We start from the raw sequence: 26,312 nt of genomic DNA on the forward strand, positions 1-26,312 counted from the left end.
CCCGCGGAGCGGGTCCCACAGCGCTGCGCGCTGTGCCAACGAACCGCTTCGCTTCGCTCAGCGGGAGGGCGCTTCGCGCCCTCGGGGCCGGCCCTTCGGGCCGGTGTCCTTCGCTTCGCTGCGGACTGTTCGGGGTTCCGCTTCGCTCCACCCCGAATGGCCCTGCTCCGCAGGCCTGGGTGACCCCGTTTCACGGGGTCCGGGCCTTCGGCCCGTTGGGCGGGTCCGCTCCGCTCCCCCACCCGGGTCCTTCCGGCTCCGCCTCCAGGACCAGCCCGCTCCGCGGGGGCCAGCAGCAGGGAAGGGTGCTGTGCTGCGGCTGGTTCCTGGCCTGCAGAGTTCCCGGTGGCTGGGTGGCGTGTCGGGCGTGGGCCTGCGGGGCCCCTGCTCAGTCTTCGAAGAGCTCTCCCAGGGGTGTCGCACTGTCCGGCTTGGAAGCCAGGCATGAACCGTGGACGTAGAACTGCTGGACTTCTACTCGGTCCGGCTTCGTTGCAGTCAACTTGATGAACTGGGGATCTGCTTCCATCAGGCTCTCGGAACACACCGCGCACGTGTAGGACAGTCGGCTCATAACTCTTCCTCGAAATGTTTGGTCAGGCCGGGGCCTCACTTCGCTCCCCCGGCCGGCCCGCTCCCCAAGCCGTGTGACCCCGTTTCACGGGGTCCGGGCCTCCAGCCCGTTGGGTAGGTCCGCTCCGCTCCCCCACCCGGGTCTTCCGGCTCCGCCTCCAGGACAACCCGCCCCGCGGGCAGCCGGCTACGAAGCCGGGAGGGCTCGTACGGCGACCCGGCCTACGGGGGTGGACGCGGCGGAGCGGACAGGACCGGATTCGAACCGGCGTCAGACCCCCTTGAAGGGGGGCGCGTCGACCACTGCGCTACCTGCCCCCTCCGCCATCAAACACAAAGCTACCCCACCCCTGACAACCGTCCTCACAGATTTCCAACCTCTACTGCTTCATTTTCTTAGCAGATAGATACTGGGACCAACACCCGTTGCCCCGCTGGGGCACCGGCTAGCGAGTTGTCGCGGATCACCGAAACTGCGCAGCACTCAACCAACCTGCACAGTCCAGCCCCCGTGGTTCGGTGGTGGCACACCGTCCCCGAAAGGCGCACGTCGTCAGCTGAGACTTACTGATCGTTTCAGAATGAAGCGCTTGGCCAGAACTGTCGGCTCCTGCGGCTCGCATAGGCTGGCCGGTCTCATCCGACGCACCGCGACGAGGATCAGCCCATGTACAACAGCACCAGGATCCGCCTGATCGAGTCCACCGACGCCGCCCCGATCGCCGCGGATCGTGTGCGGGACTTCGAGGCTTTCCGGTTGTGGGAACCCGCCCAGCCGGCCGACTTCTTCACCCCGGAGGGCCAGGCGGAGCGGATCGACAAGCTCCTGGCCGGATACCGGGCCGGCACGGTCTGGCCGGGCGTGGTACTCGCCGACGGCCAGGTGATCGGGCAGATAACCGTCGGAGGCATACTGCCGCAGCCGCACCTGCGCCGCGGTTCCGTCGGATACTGGATCTCCAGCGTCGCCCAGAATCAAGGGCACGCCGGCCGCTCCCTCGGGCTTGTACTCCAGGTGATGACGGACGAACTCGGGTTGCACCGCGCTGAGGCGTCCACAAATCTTGCGAATCTGCCGTCGCAACGGGTGCTGCGCCGCAACGGGTTCAGCCCCTACGGCGTCGCGCACTCCTCGATCTTCCTCGACGGGAGCTGGCAGGACGGGCTGCTGTGGGAGCGCATCCTGAGCGACTGACTGATCGTTTCACAACGACGTCCGCAGGCGGCGGAGGCATATGAGGCTGCAGGCCAGTTCGAGCAGGCCCTGATGGAGGTCAGCACGTCTTTCGTAGCGGATGCGGAGTCGTTTGAACTGGTGAAGCCAGGCGAAGGCCCGCTCGACTACCCAGCGGACCTTGCCCAGTCCGGAGCCGTGGGCGGCACCGCGTCGGGCGATCACGGGTTTGATGCCGCGTTTCCACAGCAGGCGGCGGTACTTGTCGAAGTCATAGCCCCGGTCGGCATACAGTCGCCGAGGCTTGCGCCGAGGGCGTCCCCGCTGGCCCCGGATCGGGGGAACCGCGTTCAACAGGGGCAGAAGCTGGGTGACGTCGTGCCGGTTGCCGCCGGTGAGTGTGACGGCGAGCGGGGTTCCGTGCCGGTCGACGATCAGGTGGTGCTTGGAGCCGGGGCGGGCCCGGTCGACCGGTGAGGGACCAACGTGGTCCCCCCTTTAAGAGCCCGGATGTGCGAGCCGTCCACGGCACAGTCGTCCAAGTCCAGCAGGCTGGCGCGGCGCATCTCGCCCAGCAGGGTGGCGTGTAGGCGAGGCCAGACACCGGCCTCGGTCCAGTCCCGCAGCCGGCGCCAGGCCGTCACACCGGAGCAGCCCACGCTCTCTGCGGGAACGTCACGCCAGGCGACACCGGTCCGCAGCACATACATGACGCCAGCAAGCGCCGTTCGGTCGGGAACACGCAACCGTCCCGGATTGCGACGGCGCCGCTCGGGAGCAGGGGGCAACAGCCGAGCCACCCGCTCCCACAGGTCGTCAGGAACAAGATCAACACGCACCCCGGACACCCTGCCGACCAAGATCGCCGAGCGCAAGACTCAGCTCAACTCATTCTGAAACGATCAGTTAGCGGAGCTTGAAGGAGACTTCGGGACGCTCCGGCAGTTCTTCACTGCATCGTGTGGCGTCTCGTACCTGCGCATTGCTCAGATAGGTCAGCCCGTTCTCCACTGAAAGGGAAGGCCGCTCTGCACGCGGCATCGCCTTGGACCAGCAGAGGGGGCGGGGTGCATCCGCGTCATGTGAGCGTGCGATTCGTCGGACCCGGCGGAGGCATGGCCCAGCTGCCTTGGCGGACTATAGCCGGGGAGCTCCGGCCCATGGACTACCCGGCCGTACGAGGCTTCCCCGTACGGCGCGGACGGCTGCTGGCTCCCGGATGGTGGTGGTCCGCGACCACCGGCCAGCTGGTCGAATACGGCAGCGCGGCGATGCGGGACGCGGTCATGCTGCTCGACCGGGATCCGCAGGTCGTAGGCATCGCCTGCCGGCCCGTGGAGTTCGTGTGGGAAGAACACGGAAGGCTTGTCACCCACGCCCCTGACCTGGCCGTGGCTCTGGCAGACGGAGCCACGCACCTCGTGGACTGCCCCGGGCGCAGCGGTCCCTCCAGACGGCTCTCAGACCGGGCCCAGGTAGTCGAAGCGTGCGCTCGGGAAGCCGGCTGGGAGCACCGGTTCGCAGTTGCCGCGGATCCGGTGGTCACGACGGAGCGGGTACCTGAGCGCTGCGCGCTCAGGAGGGAACCGCCTCGCTGCGCTCGGCTGGGCTCGGCTTCGCCGAGCCATGGCCGGCCCTTCGGGCCGGAGTCCTGCGCTGCGCTCCGGACTGTTCATGGTTCCGCTGCGCTCCACCATGAACTGCCTGCTTCGCAGGCTTGGGGTGACCCCGTTTCACGGGGTGCGGGCCTCCGGCCCGTTGGGGTGTCCGCTTCGCTCCCACCCGGCCTTCCGGCTTCGCCTCCAAGCCCTGGGCCCGCTTCGCGGGCCTGGCTGGCGGCGGATCAGGTCCGGTGGTGGCCAGTCATCCATTCACTCGGATGCATGGAGTCCCACATATCCCCGGTCCACTCCTTCGCGAGGAAGATCGGACGGGTCAGGAGGATGTCGCCCGCCCTCTGCACGCGAATGAACACCCCGAGCTCAGCTGACACCAAGCCCCCATCAGGGGAGAACCTGTCCTCGAAGCCGTGTTCCTCGTTGTAGTCCCCCAGCCACTGCTCAACCACGGAAGGAACCCGGCCGACGAGCGGCATGCCGGCCGCCTTCACCTGCGGACCCCTCAACGCGTCCACCGCGACCGCAGCAAGGCTGCCCGTATCCGTGCCGTAGAGCGTCACACCCAGCTCGGGGAACGACTCCTCAGTGTCCACAATCCAGTCGCCGGCTCTGGGCAGCGACTGGGGACGGCCGCTCAGCAGTGAAGCCGCTTCAGGCAACGGCATGCCAAACTCCAGCAGACCGACACCGACCAGCGGCTCATACAGCCACTCTCCGCGGTCCTCATCCCCCTTGACTTCCCAGATCACCATTCCTGCCCTCACAGCGAAGCAGTGCTTCCTGCACTGCTTCGATCCACCAGCCCACCACGCCACTGCAGGGCCGCCGACTCGCCACACTATCCGACCACGATCCAGGTGACTCAATCTGGAACCCGGATGAACTTGGGAATCAGGACCGGGCACCGCGCGGCAGAACCGGCGCCGTCGCGATTTGTAGAACTGCGTGGAGAGTCAACTGCCCAGCTTGCTGAAGGCCCAGCGGAGCACTTCCTGGTCGGGGTGGTCCCGGCTTGTCCGTGCGAGCGCGGTCAGGGTATGAGCGGTCAGGCGGGCCCAGTTCCGGAAGTTGCCGTGCGTCGCATGACGGTCGGCGAAGGCGATGTCTGCGGGATCGGTCCGTGCCCAGATGGGGTGGTAGAGCGGGATGACCTGCTGAACTTCGTCCAGGGTGAGCTTGGTGATGTGCTGCCAGATGAAGATGCGGGAGGAGAGCATCGGCTCCTTCCGGAGCACCGTGTGAGCTCCCTCGCCACCGGCGAAGATGATCGCAATCTGCGAGTACGGGTGATCCCACGCATATCGGAAGTATTCGAACGTCTCTCGATTGAGCCATTGGGCTTCGTCCACGACCAGCGTACGTGGTTGCGCGGCCAGCGAGTCCAGGAGCAGCCGGTCGAACTCGGACGGGTGACGCGGAGGTTCGCCCGGCAAACCGAGCGCAGTGAAGAGCTCATGACGCACCGCACGGGCCGTGGGGCGGGCGCGGAAGGCGATCCGGCAGACTTCCTCGCCTCGGGTCCGCTCGAGCTCACGCAGGCAGACGTTCACCGCCAGCGTCTTGCCGACGCCAGCCGGACCATGAAGGCACATCATCGCCCTGGCCTCGATCGTGTCGGCGATGTTCTCCCGTGCCGCCAAGAGCGCCCTGGTCGTGACGACCGCGGCGTCCGCGAGCTGGGTGTAGTGATCGGTCTCCCGCGGCGGCAGCTGGCTCGTCATCGCTTCTCCTTACGGGGGGCGGTGCGCAGGGATGCGGGGTGTTCCAGTCGTCGGGCGGAGGAGCGGGCGGGATGAAGTCCGGCAGGGCCAAGGCGGCCATGTCGCTGTCGGCGGCTGCGTCGAGTTCCCGAGCGGCTTCGGCCGCTGTGACGGCGCCAGGCGCTGCGCGCGCGTGGGCGCCGTAGCCGGGGCGAAGCGCTGGCGGCGCAGGGCCTCCGCCTTCTTGGCGTCCTCGCGCAGGCGGCGGGCCCGCGCGGTACGGGTGCGGCGTAGCTCGTCGAGTTGCTCGGGCGTGGCAGCGTCGGCGAGGTGGGCGGTGCCGAGGTGGCGGTCGGCCGGGTCGCAGACCTCGATCTCGTGGTCGTGGTGGGGCATGTGCCGGACCCTGACGTGGCGGCCTGCCTGGCCGGCCATCCACGCGCCGAGGTAGTCCCGGCCGCGCCAGCGGACCCCGTGGCTGCTCAGTTTCCGGACCCGGCCGTCGTCCTCCAGCATCAGCCCCCACAAGGCGGCCTCGGGGATGTCCGAGAGAGGTGTGGGGTCGGCCTGCCAGGCCTCGACGGGGGTCCGGCCGTTCAGGCCGGCGGGGCGGTGCTCGGTGTTCCACCACCGTGCCCAGTCGAGGACCTCGACAGTGAACTCGGCGAAGGTCAGCGGCAGCGACTCGTCGGGATCGGCCTTCTTCTTGGTGCGTCGGGGCTTGGGGGTGAGGGTGTAGCCGGGCAGGACGGCGAAGAGCATGCGGTCCGCACTCCGGTTGAGGTTCTCCACCGTGCCCTTCAGGTGGGGGCTGTAGGCGGGCAGGTCCTCGCACTTGGTCTTCAGGTCGGTGAAGGCGGCCAGGACCGTCTTCGACAGGAAGTCCCGGCCGCGGTCGGCCCGCACGTGCTCAGGGATGCCGCCCGCGGGCCCGTACGGGCCGGTGCGCAGCACCGCGGCGCGCAAGGCCGCGAGGATCGAGACCCGGGACGGATAGCCGGGCGTGACCGCGGTCCCGGTGATGGTCTTCGTCGCGACGTCGATGAACCACGTCACCCACGGGCGCACCAGCTCCCCGTCCGCGTCGACGACAAGCGGTGCCTGGACGTGGTCGGCCTCCCAGGTCTGGTTCCGCCACTGCACCGGGCGACGTCCGAACACGTCATGGGCCCGGGCGGCCTCCGGCCCGCGGGCCAGACCCGCGCGTTCACCAGCGGTCAGGTCCCGGCGCACCGCGCGCAGGAACGTCGACAATGACGGCACCGGATCCAGTAGAGGGACAGCGTCCGTCGGCGCACCGCCCGGAACCACGAGGGCCGGCTCGCCGGCTGCCGTCCGGGCGCGGGCCATCAGCTGCCGGTGGACCGCCGAGGCGTTCCCCCGCCAGTACGCGAGCAGCACCCAGCCCTGTCCCTGCCCGCCGACCACATCCACCGCCTGGGCGACCATGACGATCCGACTCGACTACAGCGACCAGGAGACCGCGCTGATCTGGGCGTCGATCTGCCGCGTCTCCGGCGAGCTCGTCGTCGTTCAGCAGCAGCTCGACCAGCCCCGCCTGTGGTCGGTCGCCGCCCGACTGATGACCCTGTACGCCAAGACGTTCCCCGGATCCGACGGCACCGCCGCCGTCCGCTGGTACCGGATGGCCGCCAGCGCCGCCGACGAGTCCGGGGACCCGGCCGCCCGGGTATGGGTGCGCGGGCGGGCCGCCATCGCCCTCGGGTACGAGGGGGCATCCCTCGGCGTCGCCGACGTCCTCGCCGACCAGGCCCTCGCCATCAACGCCCGGCGCTCCCTCGGGCTGCTCAACGCCATCTACGGCAAAGCCCACGCCGCCGCCCTCCGCGGCGACCATGCCACCGCCCGCGCTCTCGACACCCAAGGGTGCCGGGTCTTCGACACGGCCGGCTCGCACGAGCAGACCTCCGACTACGCGGTCCCGTGGTGGCGCCTCAACGTCTTCCGGTCCCTGCTCCTCGCCCGTCTCGGCGACGAGAAGGCCGCCACCGAGGCGCAGGACCAGGCCCTCACGGAACTCCCCGCGAGCCTGCCCCGCTTCGCCACCCACCTGGAGCTCCACCGCGGCCTGATGCTCGCCCGCTCCGGCGACCGGGTCGGCGGTGTCGCGCACGCCACCGCCGCTATGGACACCCTGCCGCCGGAGAAGCACAGCCTGACCCTGCGGATGCTGGTCAACGAGATCCGGGCCTGACCAGCCCCCGGCGCATCCAAGGGTGCGCCGGGACCGCCCGCGGCCGACCCGCGCAGCGGACCGGTCGCGGTGTCGCGGCGGTGCTCGTACTCCTGGCAGCGGGCCGGCGGATGCGGCCGGAAGACCCCGCCCAGGTTCGGAGGATTCTTGGCGCATCGCGGGCGAGTCGCATACGTTGACCTGCATGTACAGGGGGATGGAGCTAGCGGGCCGCTACCGGCTCGAGAGCCGGTTGGGGCACGGCGGCATGGGCGAGGTGTGGGCGGCGTCCGATCTGAGGCTGCGCCGTACCGTCGCGATCAAGATGGTGCTCACCTCCCATCTGCGTGACGACCGGCTCGCTGCCCAGGTCCTGGCCCGTTTCCGCCGTGAGGGCGAAGCAGCCGCCCGGCTGAACCACCGCAACATCGCCGTCGTCCACGACCTGGGCGAGCACCAGGAGACGAGCGCCGACGGGTACGTGGAAGTCGCTCCGTTCCTCGTCATGGAGTTCTTGGAAGGGCGTGATCTCGCGACGGTCCTGCGCGAGGACCACCCCGGCGGGCTCCCCCTGGAGCAGGTAGTGGAGTACGGCGCCCAGGTGTGCGACGGGCTGGCCGCCGCCCACACGCGGAACATCGTCCACCGCGACATCAAGCCGGCCAACCTCATGCTGCTCGACGACGGCACCGTCAAGATCTGCGACTTCGGGATCGCCCAGGTCCAGGACGGCACGATCGGCCTGACCATGACCGGAGCGCTGCTCGGCAGCCCTCAGTACATGGCTCCCGAGCAGCTCAGCGGACAGACACCGACGCACTCGTCCGACCTGTACGCCCTGGGCGTCAGCCTCTACGAGCTCCTCACCGGGCGCCCCCTGTTCACCGCGGACTCCGCGTACGCCGTCATCGCCATGCATCTGTCCACCACTCCCGAACCGCCCAGCACCCACCAGCCCGCAATCCCGCCCGACATCGACAACCTCATCACCTCCCTTATTGCCAAAGACCCCGCCGGCCGTCCCCTCACCGCCAAGGACGTCGCCGTACGCCTGCGCACCGCCCATCTCGCTCCCGGGCCCACCCCCGTGCCGGCAGCGGAGGCATCGGAAACCGACGAGCAGCACCTCCAACGGGCTGCCGAAGCCGGAGACTTTGACGCCATGTTCAGCCTCGCGCGGCTGCTGAAAGAGGCTGACCGCATCGACGAGGCGGAAACCTGGTACCGGAAGGCCACCGACGCCGGACACATCAGCGCCATGAACAACCTCGGCGTGCTGCTGGAGAACACCGGCCGCACCAACGAGGCAGAAACCTGGTACCGGAAAGCCGCCGAGACCGGGCACACCGGCGCCATGACCAACCTCGGACTGCTGCTGGAGGACGCCAACCGCATCGACGAGGCGGAAACCTGGTACCGGAAGGCCACCGACGCCGGACACATCAACGCCATGAACAACCTCGGCGTGCTGCTGGAGAACACCGGCCGCACCAACGAGGCAGAAACCTGGTACCGGAAAGCCACCGACGCCGGGCACACCGACGCCATGACCAACCTCGGACTGCTGCTGGAGAACACCGGCCGCACCAACGAGGCAGAAACCTGGTACCGAAAAGCCGCCGACACCGGACAGATCGACGCCATGCACAACCTCGGAGTGGTGCTGGAGGCCGCCGGCCGCACCAACGAGGCAGAAACCTGGTACCGAAAAGCCGCCGACACCGGACAGATCAACGCCATGACCAACCTCGGAGTGGTGCTGGCCAGCACCGGCCGCACCAACGAGGCAGAAACCTGGTACCGAAAAGCCGCCGACACCGGACAGATCGACGCCATGCACAACCTCGGAGTGGTGCTGGAGAACACCGGCCGCACCAACGAGGCAGAAACCTGGTACCGAAAAGCCATCGACGCCGGAAACACCGGCGCCATGTACAGCCTCGGACTGCTGCTGGCCAACACCGGCCGCACCAACGAGGCAGAAACCTGGTACCGAAAAGCCACCGACACCGGACAGATCAACGCCATGCACGGCCTCGGACTGCTGCTGGCCAACACCGGCCGCACCAACGAGGCAGAAACCTGGTACCGCAAAGCCACCGACGGCGGAAGCAGCGGAGCCATGAACAACCTCGCCCTGCTCCTGCAGAACACTGGCCGCGAGACCGAGGCAGAAGCCTGGTACCAGCGCGCCGCCGACGCCGGACACACCGAAGCCATGAACAACCTCGCACTGCTGCTGGCAAACACTGGGCGCACCAGCCAGGCGGAACCCTGGTTCCAGCGCGCCGCCAACACCGGACACACCAACGCCATGAACAACCTCGCACTCCTGCTGCAGAACACTGGCCGCGAGACCGAGGCAGAAGCCTGGTACCAGCGCGCCGCCAGCGCCCCGGACGGTGAAATCCGGGCCTGACCGGCCCCCGGCGCATCCGAGGGTGCGCCGGGACCACCCGCAGCCGACGAGCCCCTACGCGCTTGCACCGCGAGCTAAATGCTGTCCGGCCGATCATGTGGCACGGATCGGCGGCCTGCGGGAGCATAGGGTGTCGGGCATGGGGATGAGGACGCTGATCAAGGACCTGGTGAGGGAAGCCGAAGGGCTCATCCGCGATGACGTGTGGGTTCTGACACCCGCCCATCGCAGGGTCATCGCGAAGGCCGCCGTCGACCTGCACGCCGCCGTCGGCGCTCCCCAGGTCCAAGAAGCGCTGCCCGTGATCGACCGCCTGGAGCACCTGCGGGAAGCACTCGCCGCCGTGGCCATCGCCCTTGCTCACGTCCATGGGCATACAGCCTGGTTCCTTGGCGCTGCCGCCACGGCTCTCACGCCCGTCCTGCACTGGCGCGCCCTGCCTGGTGAAGAGGGCCACACCTTCGGCGCCGTCGCACCGACCCCTCAGCAATATACGGAAGCCGAGGACGCCGTCCGTCACCTTCAGAGCGCCCTCGCCTCCATCGCCTCCGCCTGAGCCCATCGGGACCAGAGGTCCCGATGGGGCATTGGGCCGGCGGTCCGAACGGGGTTGTCTGATCGCCCGGACAAGTCCTAGACCGGGCCTACAACGCGGCAATCGCCGCGGCCGGGAATGCCGGCCAGGCCGAAGGCGCCCGGGCCGCTGCCGCCACCGCGCGTGCCGCAGCCCAGTTCGCGCGCCAGTCCGCCGCCGCGGCGGACTCCGCAGGCAGGGCCTCTCAAGCTGCTGGTGTGGCGTCCAGCGCGGCCAAGGGCGCGGCGGCGAACGCCGACGCCGCAGCCTCTGCCGCCGAGGAGGCGAACGGATACGCGGACCAGGCCGGCGTCCACTCGGGTGAGGCGCGGCAGGCCGCGGGTGAGGCACGCCGTCACGCCAACGCCGCACGTGCCGCCGCCGACCGCTCGTCCTCGTTGGCGAGCCGCTCGGCCAGTGCGGCCTACAGTGCGAGGGACTCCGCGAACTCCGCAGCCGCGCATGCAGAGAACGCCGCTGACTTCGCCGAGGAAGCCGCCCGCCAGGCCGGCAACGCCGCCACGTACGCGGACCGGGCCAAGAAGAACGCCGACGCAGCCAAGACCGCAGCGGAGACGGCCTCGGCCGCGGTGAAGAAGGCCAGGGAGGTCTTCGACCTCGCCAACGAGGCCGAGGCTGCCGACCTGGCCTCCCGCACCGAGGCCGCCATCGAGCGGGCCCGCTCGGCGAAGTCCGTCAGTGACCAGGCGATCTCCGCCTCTGCGGCCTTGCAGGTCCAGGCCCTGGGCCTGCAGGACACCGCCACCGCCCTGGCCCAGGAAGCGGCCCGACCCAATGGCGATGTCGCAGCCACGGCCAAGAAGGGCCGTGAACTGGCGATGCAGGCGATGAAGCTCCTGGGCCCCTGGCACCAGGAAGCCGCCGCCCGCGCGCTCGCCGGCACCGACCAGGACGTCCTGGACTACCTGCGCACCCGCTGGAAAGAGGCCGAGCAGCAGGACGTTCGCCAGCGTGTCCTGAACCTCAGCACCCAAGCCCCTACGCCGGGGTACGCGCCGCAGCTGTCGAAGCCTTGAAGGGCGCGCCCGAGCAGATCCACGGCTTCTACACCACCGGCCAGTACGCCGCCGGCGCCGACGACATGAGGGTCGACGTCGCCCGGCTGACCAACACCGGTGGCCCCGGTGTCAGGGAAGGGGCCAAGGCGGCCCTCGCCGACGGCACCGGCAAAGCCCTCGGGACCTTCCTCCAGATCAGCCAGTACACGCACCGCCTTGACGACGAGAGGGTCATCGCCGCCCAGCTCGCCACCGCGGGCGGGGACGAGGTCAGGGCCGCCGCCAAGATCGCGATGGTCGGACCGGTCGACCAGCTGCACGAGTTCGTCGCCACCGGCCAGTACATGGCCCAGCGCAAGGACGACCTCGCCGACCACCACAAGAACCAGATCGAAACTCTCCTCGCCGAAGGCGACGCGGTCGCAGCCAAGGCACAGGAGAACCGCTGGAAGGCCGCCGAAGCAGCCTTCAGGGCCAAGCAGGCCGCCGCGGAAGCCAACGACGCAGCCATCCAGGCCCAACAGTCCGCCAACCAGGCGGCCGGACACGCCGCCTCGGCGAAGTCCTCAGCCGACAAGGCCGCCGCCAGCGCCACCGCGGCCGCGAACTCCGCCGCCACGGCACGCGGCGCCGCCAACCGGGCCGAAGCCGACGCCTCCGCAGCGGAAGGCTCCGCCTCACAGGCCGAGTTCTCCGCCAGCTACGCCCGCCAGTCCGCCCACGACGCGAACAAGTCAGCAGACAGCGCCCGCGCCTCCGCGATCGCGGCCGGCAAGAGCAGCGAGGCCGCCGAGGCCGAAGCCCAGCAGGCCCGTGCCGCCTTCCTGATCATCCGCGAGCGGGAAGAAGCCGAAGCACGCCGCCAGGCCGAAGAAGAGCGGAAGCGGCAGCAGGCGAAGAAGCCCAAGAGGATCTGCACCCCCCATCCCACCCGCGAAACCATGGCCCCGATCATGGCGTGCGCAGCGGACCCGGAGAACTCCGAGATCCGCGCCATGCCTGAGGACAATCCCACGATCCGCAACATCGTGTGGGAGCTCATGGGCATCAACGACATTGTTGACTGCTACAAGACCCCCACACTCTTCGGCTGCACGATGGCGGCTGCCGGCGTCCTACCGGTCGGCAGGCTGAAGCTGCTGACCAAGGCCGATGACGCGATCGACGGCATCCGGCACATGCGCGCGTTCCGGCGAGCCCCCGACTGCCTCAAGACAAAGGCCCCGCATAGCTTCCCCTCCGGCACCCAGGTATTGCTGGCTGACGGCACCCGCCGGGCCATCGAACATATCCAAGTCGGCGACCTCGTCACCGCCACCAACCCCACCACCGGGGCTACCGCCCCGCAGCCGGTCACCCAGACCATCACCACCCCCGACGACCGGGACTTCACCGACGTCACCTTGACCGACGGCTCCAGCCTGACCTCCACCGACCACCACCCGTACTGGGCAGAGAACCGCAAGCGCTGGGTCGACGCCGTCGACCTCCGCATCGGCGACGCGCTGCGCACGCCCGTCGGCACCGCGATCCAGATCGGCAAGACCAGCCACTGGAAGGGCCTCCAGCCCGCCTACGACCTCACCGTCGACAACACCCACACCTACTACGTCAGCACCGGCACTACCGACGTCCTCGTCCACAACACCGACGGCCCGCCCTGTCCCGCCTGGGTATCCGGCATCCAAGACCAGCTGCCTAAGTGGACCAGAACTAACGCAAGTAAAGCTGACAAGACTGTGGGACAGCTCCGCGCTCCGGACGGAACTCACTTCCCTCCCGAAAGAGCTCCGCGAAGTAATCAGCGGGGAAGTCCTTCCGGACGGCAGTCCTGACCCTTGGTACATGAAGGCCAAGAAATTGATTTACACTTCGGATGCCGGTGACTTCAAGAGGCCCAGCAAAGTCATCCCAGGGTATCCACCGGCATCGCACGTGGAGGGAAAATACGCGGCCTGGATGGCAGAAAACGGAATCAGCGAAGCGTCCGTCGTGATCAATAACAGCGAAGGTGTCTGCAATAAGGCTCTCAACTGCAGCATGGCGATCGAGGCGATCCTGCCCGACGGACACAAGCTGCACGTGTACTACCCTGGCGACAACTCGCCCAAGACACTGGTCGGCAAGAGAAAGAATCCGGTGCGATGATCTTGTTTATTCATGTCGATGAACCCCTCGTCCTTGCTGACGAGCCCGAGGCGCTCGAGGCGGTCAACCGTGTGCTGACGGAACGGATCAGCAGTCTCGGCTGCGATACCGCCTCCTTCCTCTACAGGGAGGAGACCAACCTGTCACGCACTGAAGCTTCACTTACCGTATCGGTGAACCACGAAAACGGATACGGCAGCCTTGCCTGGTTTGCCGAGGGAAACACCGCCAAACGCTTGATGGATACCAAGGGCGAAGAGTTCGCTGATTCCATCTGGGTCTCCATGAACCCCACCCCCCCAGAGTTCGATCCGGAGATTCTTAGCGACCCCTGGGCGCCAACATACATTCATCGAATCAGCGCTCTCCCGATCCCGACGCTACGTGCAGCTTTGGAAGAATTCTGCAAGGCCGGGACCGGCGATCGACCGGAGTGCGTCAATTGGGTGGAGGGCAACTTTAATGGGACACTGCTCAATCCTCCCGTTGAATAGCTCAAATCCTGTGGCTTGAGTTAGATGCGGGGAGCCGCCTCGGTGGCGGTACCCCGCATGCGTGTCTACCGCAATCAGATGAGTTCCAATCCTCTTCGGGCCACCGGCCGTCTAGTGCTGCGACCCCATAGGTTCACCGGGTTGCTCGTTGTGCTGGTTGGAAGCGATCTCGCTTCCAACCAGCAGGGGAGGCGGGATGGCACCACCGGTCAAGGTCGGGAGGCGGACGGAGCAGGAGGGGCAGAAACTCCAGCAGATCGTTCGGCGGGGCAGTACGAGCTCGGTGCGGTTTCGGCGGGCGATGACGCTGCCGGCCTCGGCCGGCGGCAGCACGGTCCCGGTGATCGCGCGGCTGGTCCAGGCGGACGAGGACACCGTTCGAGACGTGATCCACCGCTTCAACGAGATCGGGCTCGCATGCCTCAACCCTCAGTGGGCGGGAGGCCGTCCCCGCCTGCTAAGACCGTGTCCTATGTGGTGAGGCGGACGAGTCGCTTGTAGCAGCAGATGGCGGCTGCCAGCCCGAGAAAGGCCAGGTAGTTGCCGGATCGGCGCTCGTAGCGCCGGTTGAGCCGGCGGTAGCCAGTCAGCCAGGACATGGTCCGCTCGATCACCCATCTGCGGCGTCCCAGGCGTTCGCTGGACTCGATGCCCTTGCGGGCGATGCGGACGCCGATGCGCTTGCCGCGGAGCCATCTCCGCAGGTGAGGGATGTCGTAGGCCTTGTCGGCGTGCAGCCGTTGAGGTTTGAAATGACGGCCGCGGTGGGGGTCGTGTCTCGTTTGGTGACCCATGATCATGGGCTTGAGAGCTTCGCTGTCGTGGACGTTGGCAGCGGAGACGCCGACGAGGAGGGGCAGTCCGTTCGCATCCGACAGGATGTGCATCTTGGAACCCGGCTTGCCTCGGTCCACGGGGCTCGGACCTGTGTGTTCGCCCCCTTTTTGGCTCGAATGTGGGCGGAGTCGAGCACCGCGCGGGAGAGGTCGAGGAGGCCGGCGTCGTCGAGGCGGTGCAGGATCTCCTCGTGCAGCCGGCCCCAGACACCGGCTCTCGACCAGATCAGGAACCGGCGGTGGGCCGTCGACTTCGATATCCCGAAACACGGCGGCAGCGACCGCCAGGCGCATCCGCTGACCAGGACGTAGATGATGGCCGCGAACAGGGTCTCATCAGGCGTGTCCTGCGTCCCACCGCCCTGCGGCCGGACCCTCGACGGTGGGATCAGCAGCTCCGCGATCTCCCACAGCCCGTCCGGCACGATCCAACTCCACGTACCCCGCCCCATGTCGAGGTCAACGACGCCTCACCACATAGGACACGGTCTTAGCTGAGGATGAGCACGCGAGGGAGAGTCAGCATCCGGGGCCGAGCAGCGGAGACGACGTCAGGGCGAGGGCAACTTTCCGTAGCTGGGCCGCCCACGTCTGCTGGTCAAGCCCCAAGGTGTACTCGACGCAGCAGTCGCATTGCGGGATCAGCGCCACAAACGATTGCTCGGCCTCGGTCTCGACTTCCGTCTCCCACCAGTCGCCCGTCGCCAGCTCAGCGGGAGTCGTCTCGCCATCGACGAGCCTCGCCGCCATCCGGCGCAGAGCGTGGCGCCGTGCCAGGCCGCGATCCGGCAACCCGATCCCGGACTCGGTAAGTGCTTGCTCGAACGCGTCGCGAATATCGCGGGCATCCGCGTTGCGAGGCAAACCGGCGAGCTCGCACAATGTCGGGGTGTCCAGTCCGGCTGCGAGCGCCTCAGCAGCGATCATCGGCAGATCCTCCGGGCGTATCTGATCCGCCTGATATCGGCACGCCACCTCACCCAGAGATGTGAGCCCACTCCGCATAGGGGTTTCTGGTTCTGGTGTCGTTCCTTCTGCTCCCATGACCCCTACGGTGCCAGCACCGTTTTCGGGGAAGGTACCCAGGGCGGGCCCGCTCGGCGACCACGCCGCGTGTTCGCCTGAACCGGGGCCGAACCCACGAGAACACGACCGTCCATCCACCGGGTTCCCGCGCGAACAGGGTCCTTCAGTTTCCGTGACGACCCGGGCAAACGTTGCCTGATGCGGCGCTAGTTGTTGCCCCGTGCCTTCTCGTGAGCGGCCAATTCCTCTGCATTGCCGATGAAGGCGGGGCCGCAGTGTGGTGGCAGGCGGTCGATGACCATCGCCACTGCAGCTTGTGCACTGTCCGTCTCGGCGATCCGCGGGATGTTCCGGCCCGGTCCTTCGACGTAGTATCGGCCGTCGCTCAGGGTGCCGATGTAGGGGATGTCCCAGGTGTGGGGGATCTCCGTACACCTGCTGAAGTGCAGCTCCCACATGCCCGTCCAAGGGTAAAGCTGTCGAAGCAGCGGCTCGGCATGCGCCGTCAGCACCAGTTCGGCAAACGGAGCCAGAAGTGGCGATTCCGCCGGTCGGCGGGGTTCGCCGGCCGTGGTGAAGATCTTGTGCCAGGCCGCTTCGACAGTGTTGGTCATGCTGTGATTGTGCCTGTCCTGCGCCGCTTGTCGCCAAAGATCACCTTCTGGCAGATCATGGTCGGATGCACCGACATGAACTCACCGACCGGAATTGGCCACCAAGCCCACATCCGGTGGCGGGCACAGAATAAGATCACCGGCCTCTGCCCCGTCCCGTACGACACCGAGACCCAGGTCGGTGTCACCAAGAAGTTCCCCCCTCGGACGATGCGTGCACCAGCGGCGCAACCCTGCGCGCCGGGGAACTCGAGGAGCGGCGCAAGACGCAGCTGGACGCGCCGGGGGCCGGGATGGTGAGGGAGCCGGGTGGGTGCTCCTCGCGGGCTATGACCCCGTCAAGTCGCCGCGGTCAGGACCCAGGGTTCGGGAGGCTGGCCTCCGGTTTCACGCGTGGCCACTCGACGGCCCTCACAGTGTCCTGATCCGGTACCCGCGGCGCACAATCGACGGTCACAACCCTGCGAGGGCGAGCATCTGGTGCATCCCTGTGGTTGGCAGGTTGGGGTTTGCGGCTGCGGTGGCCGCGACAGATTCCGACGGATCGGCCAGCAGCCTCGTCAGGTCCTCCGCCGGAAGTCGTGGATGGCTCGCGATGGTGCGGCGCACCATGTGGTCGGGGTCAGCTGCTAGCTGGCGCGCGATTTCTACGGGCAGGTCGGGGTCGCGGGGGGCCAGCTGCCTCTCGACCACACCGTCCGCCCCCATCCTGCGCGGCAGCGGCGGCGCCGCCCTCCGCCACGGGACGGCGCACTGACGTCCGCGACGTCGTACCGAACCGCCGGGCCGTCTCCATCGAGCTGCGGGTCCCGGCCGGAGGTAGGCCCGTCACGCACCGGATCAACGGCGTCAGCGACGCCGCGGCGGACCTCTTCGCGGTGGCGGTGGGCGCGGCCCCGGCCGCCCTGCCGGAGCCGGACCCGTCCTTCGACGGCGCCGCGCTCGTGACGACCCGCTCCCTGCGCTCTGCCCCTAACCCCGTCCGTCCCTCAGTGCCGGGCAGAAGGCCAAGGCTCTGGCCTGGGCCTTGGCCGCTCTCGGGCCCGGTCTCGCGACGCTCATCGTGACCAGCGTGCTGTTCGTTGTGCACGGAGAAGCCGACATGCTCATCCTCGCGATCCCAATGGGACTCGTGAGCGTGTTCCTCAACCTCGCGAGCGCCGCCGCAGGAGAGCGGACCCTCCAGATGTGGCTCTTCCCCTGGCGCGGCATCACGGTGATGGCCGTACGCACCAGTCCGTACGGCAAGTCGGGGAAGTACGAGTACACGGACCCAAGCGACGAAACCCACAGTTACTACCGGCATGCGTACGCGAGCCAGATCGAGATCAGCTACCACCCGGACAACCCCGGCCATCCGGTCGGCGTCTATCCCCCTCCACACGTGTGCTGGCCACCATCGGGACCTTGCTGCTGTGGGCCGTCACGGCGGGCCTCATCTTCGTGGCGATGATGGCCGCCACCGAGTGACCATCACGCCGCAGGCTGCAACACGTCACAGCCAACGCCACACTCCCGCATGACCGCACGCAACGACAGGCCGGCCTTTGCGTCACGGCGGACCGCCGCGCACAGATCGGTCTTGGACTTCAGCAGCACCCGGCCTCCCTCGTCGTGCAGAGCACAACCATGATCCCGCAGCAAGCACTCAGGTGCTTCCATCAGTCGGTGACACCGCGTATGGCGGATAGCGAACCGAGCGATCAAGTACGACACGCCGTTCGAAGAACGGCCTCTACCGGCGCCGCAGAGATCCGGGGCCGCAACGAGTAGACCAGTTGCCGGCCGGTGACAGTCGCTCTCCACTGGCCCGCACGACAACAAGCCTGCCCTCCTCGAAAGCGATTCGATCACTGGCGGCCAGGAAGAGCGGCCTCGCCAGCTCAAAGGCGTAACCGGCGTCAGTCTCGAGGTCCTTCACCAATACCAACCGCGAGATCGGCGTGGCTCCGTCAGCTATCAGGCGCATGCCGAAATGGTCCCACGCAGCCTGCGGCCACCTCGCCCCACTCACCAGCTGACCAACGGCCCAGAGGTTGAAGATCAAGCTGCCTCAGGCTTGTCGCCCGCCTATGGGCGGCATGACGCTGTTCCTCCTCCGAGGCCGGGACCACCGGTCCGGCAGGACGCAGGCCAGGCTGCGGCCGGTAAACCGCGCGCCGGTCCAAGGTGACCACCGCGGCCAGGCCGCCCCAGGAACGTGCCGACGAAGTCCGCAGCGGCTGCGGGGGCGGGGCGGTCTCCGGCACGGTGGGCGCCGCGTACGGGTTCGGAACGGGGCCGGGAGCCAGCGGTGCGGCGGGCACGGTCGTGGCTGCAGGTCCGGCTGCCGGTGCGGGGTCGCCCTGTTGGGCCGGGAGGCGGCGACGGCCCGGATGACGCCGATGCCCTGGCCGTGCACAGCAGCCAGAAAGCCCGCAACGTTGACACCCTGCTGGTCGAGGAGGGCCATCTTGGCGGCCGGGGCCGGCCAGGCCGGGGAAGGTGAGGAGCGCGTCGCACACCAGACCCTCAACAGGTCTCCTGCTCAGCCGCTCTCCTTCGGCGGCTCAGGTCTTGATCAATCCGTCCGGCAGACACGGCCCGGCAGGGTGCCCGCGAGCGCCGCCGCTTGACGGCGACGGGACCCGGCGCGAAAGCGGGGCCCGCCGGCGTTGTTCAGAACACCAGGACGTGGGTGATGACGATCTGCGGCGGGTCTTCGTCGCGGCTGATGACGTACTCGGCGATCCCGAGCTCGCCCTCGGCGCCGAGCGCGAGGCGACGCCGCTGCGGACGCCGCGTTGACGCCGTGCTGCCCGGCACCAGGCCGCCCATCTCGCCGATGGTGACCATCGCGGCCACGATCGCGCCGAAGACGTCCGGCGGCAGAGAGGGGTCCATCATCAGCTGAGAGACGTTCTCGGACAGCACGCACGGCAGGCCTTCGTCGTACGGATCACTCAACGGGAAGTCCAGCCGCCCGGCGCCGCGCAAGGAGATCGTCCAGCGAGACGGTGGGCACCGTGCCGGCCAGCACGGCGTCGGCTCGCCCGGACACCACGATCCGCACCCTGGTCCCCGTGGAGGACCCCTTCGAGCACGTACCGCTGAAGCTCCTATCAAGCTGGTCGTTCGTAGTGGCTAAGCCGTACTGTGCCTGGGTGCGCTACTTGGCGGAGTCCTTCATCTTCGGGGCCTTGAGGCGAGGCCGTTCGGTCGAGCAGTTCCTCGGGCCGGTCGGCCCGCCCGAGCGCCGCGGTGTGCGGGTATGTCGAGGTCCGGGCGGCGAGGACGTCATACGAGGTTTACGTCCATGCCGTCGAGGATGTCGGGCATGAGTCCTTCTTGGACCTGGACTCCTTCCCGCCGTTCGATCAGAACTCCGAGGAAGAGGAGTTCGGCCAACTGCTTGGCAGGGCTGAGGACCCACAGAGCGCGCTGGCTCTTGCTGAGGAGGGCACAGGGGCTGTTCGCGGGCGGTGGGTCAACCAGGGTGTCGGGCAGGACGAGTACCGCGACTTCGTCCGGGTCGGCCGGCCGTCTGTTATGTCGCCGGACGGGTATCCCTGGCCTGACCTGCGCACCGACCCGTGATGATCTGATCGCCTCATTCACGTGGCCGGTGCCAGGACCGGAACACCAGTAGCTTTGATGTGCCTGTAGACCTCCCGGGCGACGAACCTCTTCAGGCACCGCATGATGTCCTTGGTGGACATGCCTTCGGCGGTGCGTCTGGCCACGTAGTCCCTGGTCCGTGAGTCGTATTGCATGCGGACCAGGACGATGGTGTATAGGGCGCGGTTGGCGTTGCGGCCCCCACCGCGGTTGATGCGGTGGCGGTTGGTCCGGCCGGACGAGGCGGGGATCGGGGCGGCCCCACAAAGATGCGCGAAAGACGCTTCGGACCGGAGCCGATCGGGTTGTCTCCCGCTGTGATCAGCAGCTGACCGGCCGTCTCCGTGCCCACCCCGGGCAGCGCGACGAGGCTGGGTGCGGCCCGGGTCACGAGAGGGGCCAGGTCCGCGTCGGCCTCCTTGATCTCCTGCTGAAGGGCCTGGTAGCGCCGGGCGAGGCGGCGAAGTGCCGTCTTGGCCGCGCAGGCCGGGTCGGTGAGATCACCGCCGGGGCGGAAGCGGGCGAGGGTGTCGATCAGCCCGCTGGTGGGCAGCCCCCGCAGCTTGCCCCGCAGGGCGGAGGGAGCGGTGACCATCAGAGCGCGGATCTGGTTGACGGTCTGCGTCCGCGCTTTGACCCCGCTCTTGCGGACGACGCAGAGTGCGGATCGCTTCCACGATCCCGTCCCGGCTCTTCGGAGTTCCGCTCGCGCGTCCGGACAGGACGGCGGTGGCCGCCGCGTAGGCATCGATCGGGTCGGACTTGCCGTGGGCCCGCCTGGCCTTTCGGTCCGGCCGGTCGACCTCAACGACCGTGATGCCGCTGGTCGTGAGGAACCGGGCGAGTTCGGCGCCGTAGGCGCCGGTGCCCTCCATCCCGACCGCGATAACGTCGCCCTGGGCACGTAGCCAGGCCAGCAGCTTTGCGTAGCCAGCCGAGTTCGTTTCGAACGGCTGCGCGTCCAGGTGTCGACCGACCGAGTCGATCACTGCGGCCTGGTGGATGTCCGTGTGCGTGTCGATTCCACCGATCACCGCTATCTCAGGCGCTGTCATGCTCGGCTCTGCCGTCCTTCCGTATGGGTACCGGATCGGCGTGTGCTGCCCGGGCAGACGGACAAGACAGTGATGAGGCTGGTGGCCAGAATCCTATGAGGTCACGGACACCCGCGAGCACACGCGGTGGCATCCCTCAGGGGTCGACGATTCAACGGACAGACAGCCGAAACGTCAGTCAGACCCAGAGTCAGACCCCTGAGGAATGCCGAGTACATCCTCACTGTCAGACCTCCAGAAGCAGCTGCTGTGCGACGCACAGTTGGTCGTGGCGATCCGCATTCTGGTGCCACCCCGAGACGTGGGACGGTCAGCGTAGGGCGTTCCACGTCTCGGGGGCAGGGCCTGTTCGGTCAGGGTGCGTTCAGTCCGAAATCCTGGCGGCTGACGTTGCTGGCGCCGGGGCTGTGGATGTTGTTGTTCGTGGTGATGTTGTTGAACATCGGGATGACGCCGTTGAGGTTGACGGGGAGGATCGACAAGAGGCCCCCGTCACCGTCCCCGTCGTCTCCGCCGCAGGTACCGCCGGTGATGGTGGTGGGGTCATTGACCCTGTCCGCGATGTTGCTTCCGGGAACGAGCACCACGGCAAAATTGTCGACGAGGCACGGGCCCTCCTCGGCGACCTTGACGGTAAGGGTGAGCGTGTAGCCCTCACCGGGACCCAGCGGATCGCTGTCGCAGTTGATCCTGTTGTCCCCCTCGAAGGCGCACGAAATGTTCACATCCGAGTCGATGACCGTCTCCCCTTGGACGAAGGTCACGCCTTCATGCTGGATGGTGTCCTGCATGACCGTCCCGCCGACGGTCGTCTGATCGCCTGTGTTGGTAACCGTGAGCGTGTAGACACCCTGCCCGCCCCTGGGGAAGCTGCCGGAATGCGTCTTCGTGATGTCGATCTGAGCCGCGGCGGACGCGGGAGTCGCCCCCAGGGCGAACGGAAGGGCGATACCCAGTCCCAGGACGGTGGCGAGGGCGGACATCCGCCGCCTCAACGTGTGCGTGACCATGATGGTCCCCTTGTCGTGTGAAGGTCGCCGTGCTGCGGCTCCGCCCGCGAAGCGACGGGGGCGCAACACGCGGGACGCCTGCACGACAGGAACGCACCAGGGACGGCCTGATCACGGGCACGGTCGCCGTTTCACTCGATCGCCCCGCCGCATCCGGGTGGCCGCTCTGTGGCCGGCGGGGCCGCCAGGACTCGTACGGTGCTCCGGCGGCCCCGCCAGCTGATGTGGAACGCGCGGCTAGGGCCTGTCCTGGCGAGCAGGTCGAGGTGTACACCTCCGCTTGGCGGCCGGCGGCCCTCCCTGCCGCCAGGCGACCTGCTCCGAATGGCTGCTCCGATCGGCCCGGCCGGCCTGACCTGCTTTAGCGTCGTACTGCCGTGCCGCACAGGCTGCGGCGCACCGAGGCGATGGAGAGGAACTCCCATGGCAGTCGTGATGACCTTTGTGTGGCCCGAGCTCACGCCAGAGGCGTACGACGCGGCGCGTGAGCGGGTGGGCTGGGAGGACGACGCTCCCGACGGGTTCGTGATGCACATGGGCTGGTTCGCCGACGACGGCTTCCACGCGGCCGACGTCTGGGAGACGGAGGATCACTTCACACGGTTCATCGCCGACAGGGTCGCACCCGTGGTCAAGGGGGAACTGGGCATCACGACCGAGCCCCAGGTGACGTTCGCCCCCCTCTACCGGCGCTTCATCGCCCCGGACGCCAGCGGCGCCGCCTGAACCGACCTCGATCACAGCTCGGCACGGTCACGTTCGGCTCCGCCTGCACGGTGCGGGGTGTCGCGATGTCCAGGACGCCCAGCCGTGCCATCCACTGCGGGGCCCGGGGTGCCGGCTGTTGGGACGACGGCCGGGGAGTTCGACGACCTTGGTCGAGGCTGCCTGTGATCATCACCGCGAGCAGGGCGAGGTACTCGCGCTGCAGGTCCGGGCTGAAACCTTCCTCCCCCGGCATCGCCACCAGCGCCTGGTGGCCCTGGGCGAGAAGCCCACAGGTGTCCTGCACCGCCCGGACACCAGCCTCAAACCGTGAAGGGGACAGCCGGGCACGCGCCATCTCCAGGTATAAATCCAGTACATCGGCTCCGCAGGCTTCTTCCCGGGCGTCCGCATCACGTTCGATCACGAGCACCAGCCTTCCCGACCTCCGACCACACACACCCCACTCCGCCGTGCGGCAGGGGGCCGGGGCGCATGACGGTCCTGGCCGGACAGCCGCGCGCGCAGGCCGCCCGCCCGCCCCTCCCGGACCGCGCCGCCCACGAGCGGCGCGCGAGCGTGGGCTGGCAGGTGTAGGCGGCCCGGTGGTACTGCTCCCAGCATGCTGGGCACCGGGCCTCACCCGTACACGCCCTATCGGCACGGGCTACCCGCACCCTACGGGCGCGGGCCCAAGCCCGGAGGGGAAGCCGCGTCTAGAGCAGGCCGGTGCGGATGTGCTGCGTGAGGTTGTCGTGGATCTCGCGTAGCCACGGGGTGCGGACGGCCGGCAGCCGGGCCAGGGTTCGTTGGAAGACTCCCCAGTCGATCCGGAACACGTCATGGACGTTTGGCGTGGGCGGGTCGTCGCGAAGGACGCCGTCGGGTATTGGGCCCGATGAGGGGGTGGGCAGTTGCGGCTCGGGGAAGACCAGCCGGAGCCACACCCCGAACGGCAACGGGACCAAGCGCGCAGGAGTGGCAGGGGTCCATGCCTTACCGGTCTGCGGGTGGGACGGCACGAGGAGGATGTCGGCGCCGTCGTGGGCCGGCTGTCCCGGTCCGGCCAGGACGGCGCGCCGCCTCGGCCCACCGGCCGGCAGCAGGGTGTCGAGGGCGCGTTGGAACATCTTGGCGGTCAGGCCGTCCGGTACGGCTACCGCCCGGCCGTCGGAGGCCACCAGGAGGTGGGCGAGCGCCTGCCCGGCCGCCGCCACCCACTGTGGGCTCCAGTGCCATCGGTCGCTCGCCCGGAACGGCTCTCCCCACGGGGCGATCGGCTCGGACGGGGGCACGCCATCCCCCTCCGCGAGCAGGTCCGCCCAGGACAGCGGTGCGGTGTCGGCGCCTTCGACGGGAAGGCGGCGCACGGTGTTCGGGGCGAGCCACGCGGCCTGCCAGAGCGAGCAGTCGTCGATCCTGCTCGCCACGGGAAGACCGCACGCCGCGCAGGCCATGTTGGGGCCGTCGCGCCCGTCGAAGCCACAGCAGGCGCCGCCGCGCTTCTCCGGGATCAGCACGGCGCCACGGGTGTCGCCGGGTGCGATGACAACCGCGCCGGACACGCCGTCGGACAGGGCGTGGACCGGCGCGTAGATGCCGCGGGCAGCCGCCTCGTCCGGATCGATCTCCTCCCACCTTCGCCACGGCGGCCCCCAGGGCTCCAGTTCCACGGCGAACGTTCCCGATTCCATGAGCACCGGGAGCTGAAGCCCGTTCCCGTACTTCTGGCGAGCGTGGGCCGGCAGGGCGACCTGGGACAACGGGGCGGTCAGCTCGGAGCCACACCGCACACACACGAAAACGAACAAACGTCCTCCGCTCGGGAAACAGGGGTATCGTCGCAGCTCCGTGGCAGACCGGCCAACGTGTATTCAATTCGCTGTGGGGCCGAAGCACAGCCACGACGCTGAGCATCACCGTTCGAATCCTCGGCGGGCTCTAGGGCATGTCTGACACATGATCACCGAACTCAGACGTGGAGCTCGGCGCAATGATCTGCGGTTCGGGATGCGGCCGCCAGTCGTCCTGTGCCTCGCAGCGACAACTGTCCCTGCGCAGGGACTTCTGGCACCATCCGATCGCAGTCATCCCAGTTGAGCGTGGCTGCGGGTGAAGGCGGCAGGGGACTGTCAGTGGCTGGTGGCAAGATCACCGACATGAGTCTCGTGCGAACTACTCCCCCGCGGCCTGTCGAGGTGACAACGGTCTTCCCCGAGCTGGCTCCGCTGGCACGCCCTGCGCTACGGCTGCATCCGCGTCCGGGGTTGCCGTCGGTCAGAGACAGCTCGGTCGGCGGGCCGCTGCTGTGGCCGGCTGAAGAACCGTGGCCGCATTGCGAAGACGCGCACCTGCATGTGGACACCGGATTCCGTCGGTCGCCGACCGAAGTGCGGCTCCGCAGACGTTTGTCCCGCTGGTGCCCTGAGGGCCAGGCTTCCACGCTCACCTCCAAAAAGGAGGCGCTCGAGGAGCGCAATGCCGCGTGGCTCGCCGAACGGCTCGAAGCCGGCCCTCCCGGCCCGGCGCAATGCCCGGTCCCGATGCTGCCCGTGGCTCAGTTGTACCTGCGCGACGTCCCTCTGTTGCAGCCGCCCGGGCAGGCCGATCTGCTTCAGATTCTCTGGTGCCCGTACGAGCACGATCCGCATTACAAGCCTGCGACCGCGCTGTTTTGGCGGTCGGCTGCGGAGGTCGGCGATATCCTCGCCACACCACCGGAACCGTACGAGGCGGACTATCCGGGATACGTACCAGAGCAGTGCGTGCTGGCACCGGAAGCGATCACCGACTACCCCAACCTCCTGGATCTGAGCCCGGAACTGCGGCTGGTGTTGGGGGACTGGAGCAGGTGGCAGGCAGCCGGAGCCAACGTGGACAGCTCCTACGCGGAGGATCCGCATGAGTTCTACATGACTCATCTGGGCCAAGCACCCGGCTGGAAGGTCGGCGGATGGCCCCCATGGGGCCGCACCGACCCCAACCCCCGGTACTGCGCAGTGTGTGAGGCGCAGATGATCCCGCTGCTGACGATCGCCTCCTTCGAGTCGAACGGCGACGAAAGCCTCAGCTGGGTGCCCCAGGAAGACCAGGCCGCCGCCAGCTCTGACTGCGCGCATCAGGACGTCTCACAGCCGACCAGGGTGGAAGTGGGCAGTAGCGACAACATGCAGATTTACGTCTGCCCGACCTCCCCCCGGCATCCACACACCGACCTGATCCAATGAGCCGTCCACCGATGACAACACGATTGCCGACGCGAGCCTGGTGACAACCAGCCCCCAGCACGTGGTGACAACCATCGCTGCGAACTCAACCGAGAGGCCCAGGTCAGACTCCCCGCCCGTGACAGGTATCGCTGCCATTCACAGCGGTGCGGGGCGGCCGCCGGCCACCCGTTCCGGGGCTTGCCTAGGTGCGCTGAACGGGTGGAGGCCGGGCCTGTGGCGAGCCTGGGCTGCTAAGGCCTGTCTGATAATTGATCTTGTGGCAGGTCGAGGTGAGTTGACGGATGCGGCGTGGGAGCGGATAGAGCCCTTGTTGCCGCAGGTGGAC

General features: G+C 68.2%; 24 protein-coding genes and 4 pseudogenes. 14 read left to right on the forward strand and 14 right to left on the reverse strand.

Going from position 1 to position 26,312, the window contains the following annotated elements; all coding sequences use genetic code 11:
- Nucleotides 1-1,240 precede the first annotated feature (1,240 nt).
- Nucleotides 1,241-1,768, forward strand: a complete 528-nt coding sequence (locus tag ACZ51S_RS33765; RefSeq protein ID WP_468963049.1) for a GNAT family N-acetyltransferase — start codon at nt 1,241-1,243, stop codon at nt 1,766-1,768.
- Between the two features lie 9 nt (nt 1,769-1,777).
- On the opposite strand, the gene ACZ51S_RS33770 is transcribed toward ACZ51S_RS33765, so the two are convergent.
- Nucleotides 1,778-2,586, reverse strand: a protein-coding gene (locus ACZ51S_RS33770) for an IS5 family transposase (protein WP_468963051.1) whose coding sequence is annotated in 2 segments (ribosomal slippage) — nt 1,778-2,247 and nt 2,247-2,586 — 810 coding nt in all. Because the reading frame shifts where the segments join, the coding sequence is not laid out codon by codon here.
- Nucleotides 2,587-2,907: 321 nt separating this feature from the next.
- Here ACZ51S_RS33770 and ACZ51S_RS33775 point away from each other — a divergent pair.
- Nucleotides 2,908-3,282 (forward strand): annotated as a pseudogene (locus ACZ51S_RS33775) (TnsA-like heteromeric transposase endonuclease subunit); the annotation flags it as partial.
- Nucleotides 3,283-3,590: 308 nt separating this feature from the next.
- On the opposite strand, the gene ACZ51S_RS33780 reads toward ACZ51S_RS33775, so the two are convergent.
- From ACZ51S_RS33780 to ACZ51S_RS33790, 3 genes are all read right to left on the reverse strand, one after another.
- Complete coding sequence (locus ACZ51S_RS33780) at nt 3,591-4,118, reverse strand: hypothetical protein (protein WP_468963088.1); 528 nt, start codon at nt 4,116-4,118, stop codon at nt 3,591-3,593.
- A gap of 201 nt (nt 4,119-4,319) precedes the next feature.
- Nucleotides 4,320-5,087: an AAA family ATPase gene (locus ACZ51S_RS33785; protein WP_468963052.1), complete on the reverse strand. Its 768-nt coding sequence runs from the start codon at nt 5,085-5,087 to the stop codon at nt 4,320-4,322.
- A gap of 9 nt (nt 5,088-5,096) precedes the next feature.
- Nucleotides 5,097-6,515 (reverse strand): transposase, encoded by a 1,419-nt coding sequence (locus ACZ51S_RS33790; protein WP_468963053.1) that lies wholly within the window; start codon nt 6,513-6,515, stop codon nt 5,097-5,099.
- 58 nt (nt 6,516-6,573) lie between these two features.
- Between ACZ51S_RS33790 and ACZ51S_RS33795 the strand changes: the two are divergent.
- The 8 genes and pseudogenes from ACZ51S_RS33795 to ACZ51S_RS33830 form a co-directional block, all read left to right on the forward strand.
- Nucleotides 6,574-7,281, forward strand: a pseudogene (locus tag ACZ51S_RS33795) (XRE family transcriptional regulator); the annotation flags it as partial.
- A 184-nt stretch (nt 7,282-7,465) separates the two neighbouring features.
- Entirely contained in the window at nt 7,466-9,679 is a 2,214-nt protein-coding gene (locus tag ACZ51S_RS33800; protein ID WP_468963055.1) for a tetratricopeptide repeat protein, read from the forward strand.
- A gap of 139 nt (nt 9,680-9,818) precedes the next feature.
- On the forward strand, nt 9,819-10,235 hold the full coding sequence (locus tag ACZ51S_RS33805) for a hypothetical protein (protein WP_468963057.1): 417 nt from the start codon (nt 9,819-9,821) through the stop codon (nt 10,233-10,235).
- A gap of 236 nt (nt 10,236-10,471) precedes the next feature.
- Nucleotides 10,472-11,290, forward strand: a complete 819-nt coding sequence (locus ACZ51S_RS33810) for an ALF repeat-containing protein (RefSeq protein ID WP_468963059.1) — start codon at nt 10,472-10,474, stop codon at nt 11,288-11,290.
- The gene (locus ACZ51S_RS33815) at nt 11,287-13,107 is read left to right on the forward strand and encodes a polymorphic toxin-type HINT domain-containing protein (protein ID WP_468963060.1); all 1,821 of its coding nucleotides are present in this window, start codon (nt 11,287-11,289) and stop codon (nt 13,105-13,107) included. Before ACZ51S_RS33810 ends, ACZ51S_RS33815 begins: the two co-directional genes overlap by 4 nt.
- Before the next feature lie 10 nt (nt 13,108-13,117).
- Nucleotides 13,118-13,420: a DddA-like double-stranded DNA deaminase toxin gene (locus ACZ51S_RS33820; RefSeq protein WP_388941194.1), complete on the forward strand. Its 303-nt coding sequence runs from the start codon at nt 13,118-13,120 to the stop codon at nt 13,418-13,420.
- On the forward strand, nt 13,417-13,914 hold the full coding sequence (locus ACZ51S_RS33825; protein WP_468963063.1) for an Imm1 family immunity protein: 498 nt from the start codon (nt 13,417-13,419) through the stop codon (nt 13,912-13,914). The genes ACZ51S_RS33820 and ACZ51S_RS33825 overlap by 4 nt, the downstream gene beginning before the upstream one ends.
- Before the next feature lie 196 nt (nt 13,915-14,110).
- Nucleotides 14,111-14,374 (forward strand): annotated as a pseudogene (locus ACZ51S_RS33830) (helix-turn-helix domain-containing protein); the annotation flags it as partial.
- A gap of 10 nt (nt 14,375-14,384) precedes the next feature.
- Here ACZ51S_RS33830 and ACZ51S_RS33835 read toward each other — a convergent pair.
- The 4 genes from ACZ51S_RS33835 to ACZ51S_RS33850 all read right to left on the reverse strand — a co-directional run bounded on the left by ACZ51S_RS33835 (nt 14,385) and on the right by ACZ51S_RS33850 (nt 17,098).
- A protein-coding gene (locus tag ACZ51S_RS33835; protein ID WP_468963064.1) for an IS5 family transposase occupies nt 14,385-15,202 on the reverse strand; the annotation gives its coding sequence in 2 pieces (ribosomal slippage) (nt 14,385-14,860 and nt 14,860-15,202; 819 coding nt in all).
- Nucleotides 15,203-15,269: 67 nt separating this feature from the next.
- Nucleotides 15,270-15,677, reverse strand: a complete 408-nt coding sequence (locus ACZ51S_RS33840; protein ID WP_468963066.1) for a hypothetical protein — start codon at nt 15,675-15,677, stop codon at nt 15,270-15,272.
- Between the two features lie 305 nt (nt 15,678-15,982).
- On the reverse strand, nt 15,983-16,390 hold the full coding sequence (locus ACZ51S_RS33845; protein WP_468963068.1) for a DUF6193 family natural product biosynthesis protein: 408 nt from the start codon (nt 16,388-16,390) through the stop codon (nt 15,983-15,985).
- 453 nt (nt 16,391-16,843) lie between these two features.
- Entirely contained in the window at nt 16,844-17,098 is a 255-nt protein-coding gene (locus tag ACZ51S_RS33850) for a hypothetical protein (RefSeq protein ID WP_468963070.1), read from the reverse strand.
- Nucleotides 17,099-17,462: 364 nt separating this feature from the next.
- On the opposite strand from ACZ51S_RS33850, the gene ACZ51S_RS33855 reads away from it, so the two are divergent.
- Nucleotides 17,463-17,843, forward strand: a complete 381-nt coding sequence (locus tag ACZ51S_RS33855) for a hypothetical protein (protein WP_468963072.1) — start codon at nt 17,463-17,465, stop codon at nt 17,841-17,843.
- Between the two features lie 20 nt (nt 17,844-17,863).
- Here the strand turns inward: ACZ51S_RS33855 and ACZ51S_RS33860 are convergent, their stop codons facing one another.
- Together ACZ51S_RS33860 and ACZ51S_RS33865 are read right to left on the reverse strand one after the other, a co-directional pair.
- On the reverse strand, nt 17,864-17,989 hold the full coding sequence (locus ACZ51S_RS33860; protein ID WP_468963073.1) for a hypothetical protein: 126 nt from the start codon (nt 17,987-17,989) through the stop codon (nt 17,864-17,866).
- Between the two features lie 1,059 nt (nt 17,990-19,048).
- A complete protein-coding gene (locus ACZ51S_RS33865; RefSeq protein WP_468963075.1) occupies nt 19,049-19,336 on the reverse strand; it encodes a hypothetical protein in 288 nt (95 codons plus the stop codon).
- 381 nt (nt 19,337-19,717) lie between these two features.
- On the opposite strand from ACZ51S_RS33865, the gene ACZ51S_RS33870 reads away from it, so the two are divergent.
- Nucleotides 19,718-19,966 (forward strand): hypothetical protein, encoded by a 249-nt coding sequence (locus ACZ51S_RS33870; RefSeq protein WP_468963077.1) that lies wholly within the window; start codon nt 19,718-19,720, stop codon nt 19,964-19,966.
- A gap of 17 nt (nt 19,967-19,983) precedes the next feature.
- On the opposite strand, the pseudogene ACZ51S_RS33875 reads toward ACZ51S_RS33870, so the two are convergent.
- Nucleotides 19,984-21,042: pseudogene (locus tag ACZ51S_RS33875) on the reverse strand (IS110 family RNA-guided transposase).
- Between the two features lie 353 nt (nt 21,043-21,395).
- Nucleotides 21,396-22,052 (reverse strand): hypothetical protein, encoded by a 657-nt coding sequence (locus tag ACZ51S_RS33880; RefSeq protein WP_468963079.1) that lies wholly within the window; start codon nt 22,050-22,052, stop codon nt 21,396-21,398.
- A gap of 423 nt (nt 22,053-22,475) precedes the next feature.
- Between ACZ51S_RS33880 and ACZ51S_RS33885 the strand changes: the two genes are divergently transcribed.
- The gene (locus ACZ51S_RS33885) at nt 22,476-22,778 is read left to right on the forward strand and encodes a hypothetical protein (protein ID WP_468963081.1); all 303 of its coding nucleotides are present in this window, start codon (nt 22,476-22,478) and stop codon (nt 22,776-22,778) included.
- Here the strand turns inward: ACZ51S_RS33885 and ACZ51S_RS33890 are convergent.
- Together ACZ51S_RS33890 and ACZ51S_RS33895 are read right to left on the reverse strand one after the other, a co-directional pair.
- On the reverse strand, nt 22,747-23,190 hold the full coding sequence (locus tag ACZ51S_RS33890) for a hypothetical protein (RefSeq protein ID WP_468963083.1): 444 nt from the start codon (nt 23,188-23,190) through the stop codon (nt 22,747-22,749). The two genes, ACZ51S_RS33885 and ACZ51S_RS33890, sit on opposite strands and share 32 nt — an antisense overlap.
- Before the next feature lie 283 nt (nt 23,191-23,473).
- Nucleotides 23,474-24,568: a hypothetical protein gene (locus tag ACZ51S_RS33895; RefSeq protein WP_468963084.1), complete on the reverse strand. Its 1,095-nt coding sequence runs from the start codon at nt 24,566-24,568 to the stop codon at nt 23,474-23,476.
- 348 nt (nt 24,569-24,916) lie between these two features.
- On the opposite strand from ACZ51S_RS33895, the gene ACZ51S_RS33900 reads away from it, so the two are divergent.
- Nucleotides 24,917-25,984, forward strand: a complete 1,068-nt coding sequence (locus ACZ51S_RS33900) for a hypothetical protein (RefSeq protein ID WP_468963086.1) — start codon at nt 24,917-24,919, stop codon at nt 25,982-25,984.
- Nucleotides 25,985-26,312: the final 328 nt, after the last annotated feature.

The organism is Streptomyces sp. NPDC034043 (assembly GCF_055575675.1).

Bases quoted from the DNA above. Each gene is read 5' to 3' on its own strand.
- ACZ51S_RS33765 (WP_468963049.1), top strand. From the start codon at position 1,241: ATGTACAACAGCACCAGGATCCGCCTGATCGAGTCCACCGACGCCGCC.
- ACZ51S_RS33780 (WP_468963088.1), bottom strand. From the start codon at position 4,118: ATGGTGATCTGGGAAGTCAAGGGGGATGAGGACCGCGGAGAGTGGCTG.
- ACZ51S_RS33785 (WP_468963052.1), bottom strand. From the start codon at position 5,087: ATGACGAGCCAGCTGCCGCCGCGGGAGACCGATCACTACACCCAGCTC.
- ACZ51S_RS33790 (WP_468963053.1), bottom strand. From the start codon at position 6,515: ATGGTCGCCCAGGCGGTGGATGTGGTCGGCGGGCAGGGACAGGGCTGG.
- ACZ51S_RS33800 (WP_468963055.1), top strand. From the start codon at position 7,466: ATGTACAGGGGGATGGAGCTAGCGGGCCGCTACCGGCTCGAGAGCCGG.
- ACZ51S_RS33805 (WP_468963057.1), top strand. From the start codon at position 9,819: ATGGGGATGAGGACGCTGATCAAGGACCTGGTGAGGGAAGCCGAAGGG.
- ACZ51S_RS33820 (WP_388941194.1), top strand. From the start codon at position 13,118: ATGAAGGCCAAGAAATTGATTTACACTTCGGATGCCGGTGACTTCAAG.
- ACZ51S_RS33825 (WP_468963063.1), top strand. From the start codon at position 13,417: ATGATCTTGTTTATTCATGTCGATGAACCCCTCGTCCTTGCTGACGAG.
- ACZ51S_RS33840 (WP_468963066.1), bottom strand. From the start codon at position 15,677: ATGATCGCTGCTGAGGCGCTCGCAGCCGGACTGGACACCCCGACATTG.
- ACZ51S_RS33845 (WP_468963068.1), bottom strand. From the start codon at position 16,390: ATGACCAACACTGTCGAAGCGGCCTGGCACAAGATCTTCACCACGGCC.
- ACZ51S_RS33850 (WP_468963070.1), bottom strand. From the start codon at position 17,098: ATGGGGGCGGACGGTGTGGTCGAGAGGCAGCTGGCCCCCCGCGACCCC.
- ACZ51S_RS33880 (WP_468963079.1), bottom strand. From the start codon at position 22,052: ATGGTCACGCACACGTTGAGGCGGCGGATGTCCGCCCTCGCCACCGTC.
- ACZ51S_RS33885 (WP_468963081.1), top strand. From the start codon at position 22,476: ATGGCAGTCGTGATGACCTTTGTGTGGCCCGAGCTCACGCCAGAGGCG.
- ACZ51S_RS33900 (WP_468963086.1), top strand. From the start codon at position 24,917: ATGAGTCTCGTGCGAACTACTCCCCCGCGGCCTGTCGAGGTGACAACG.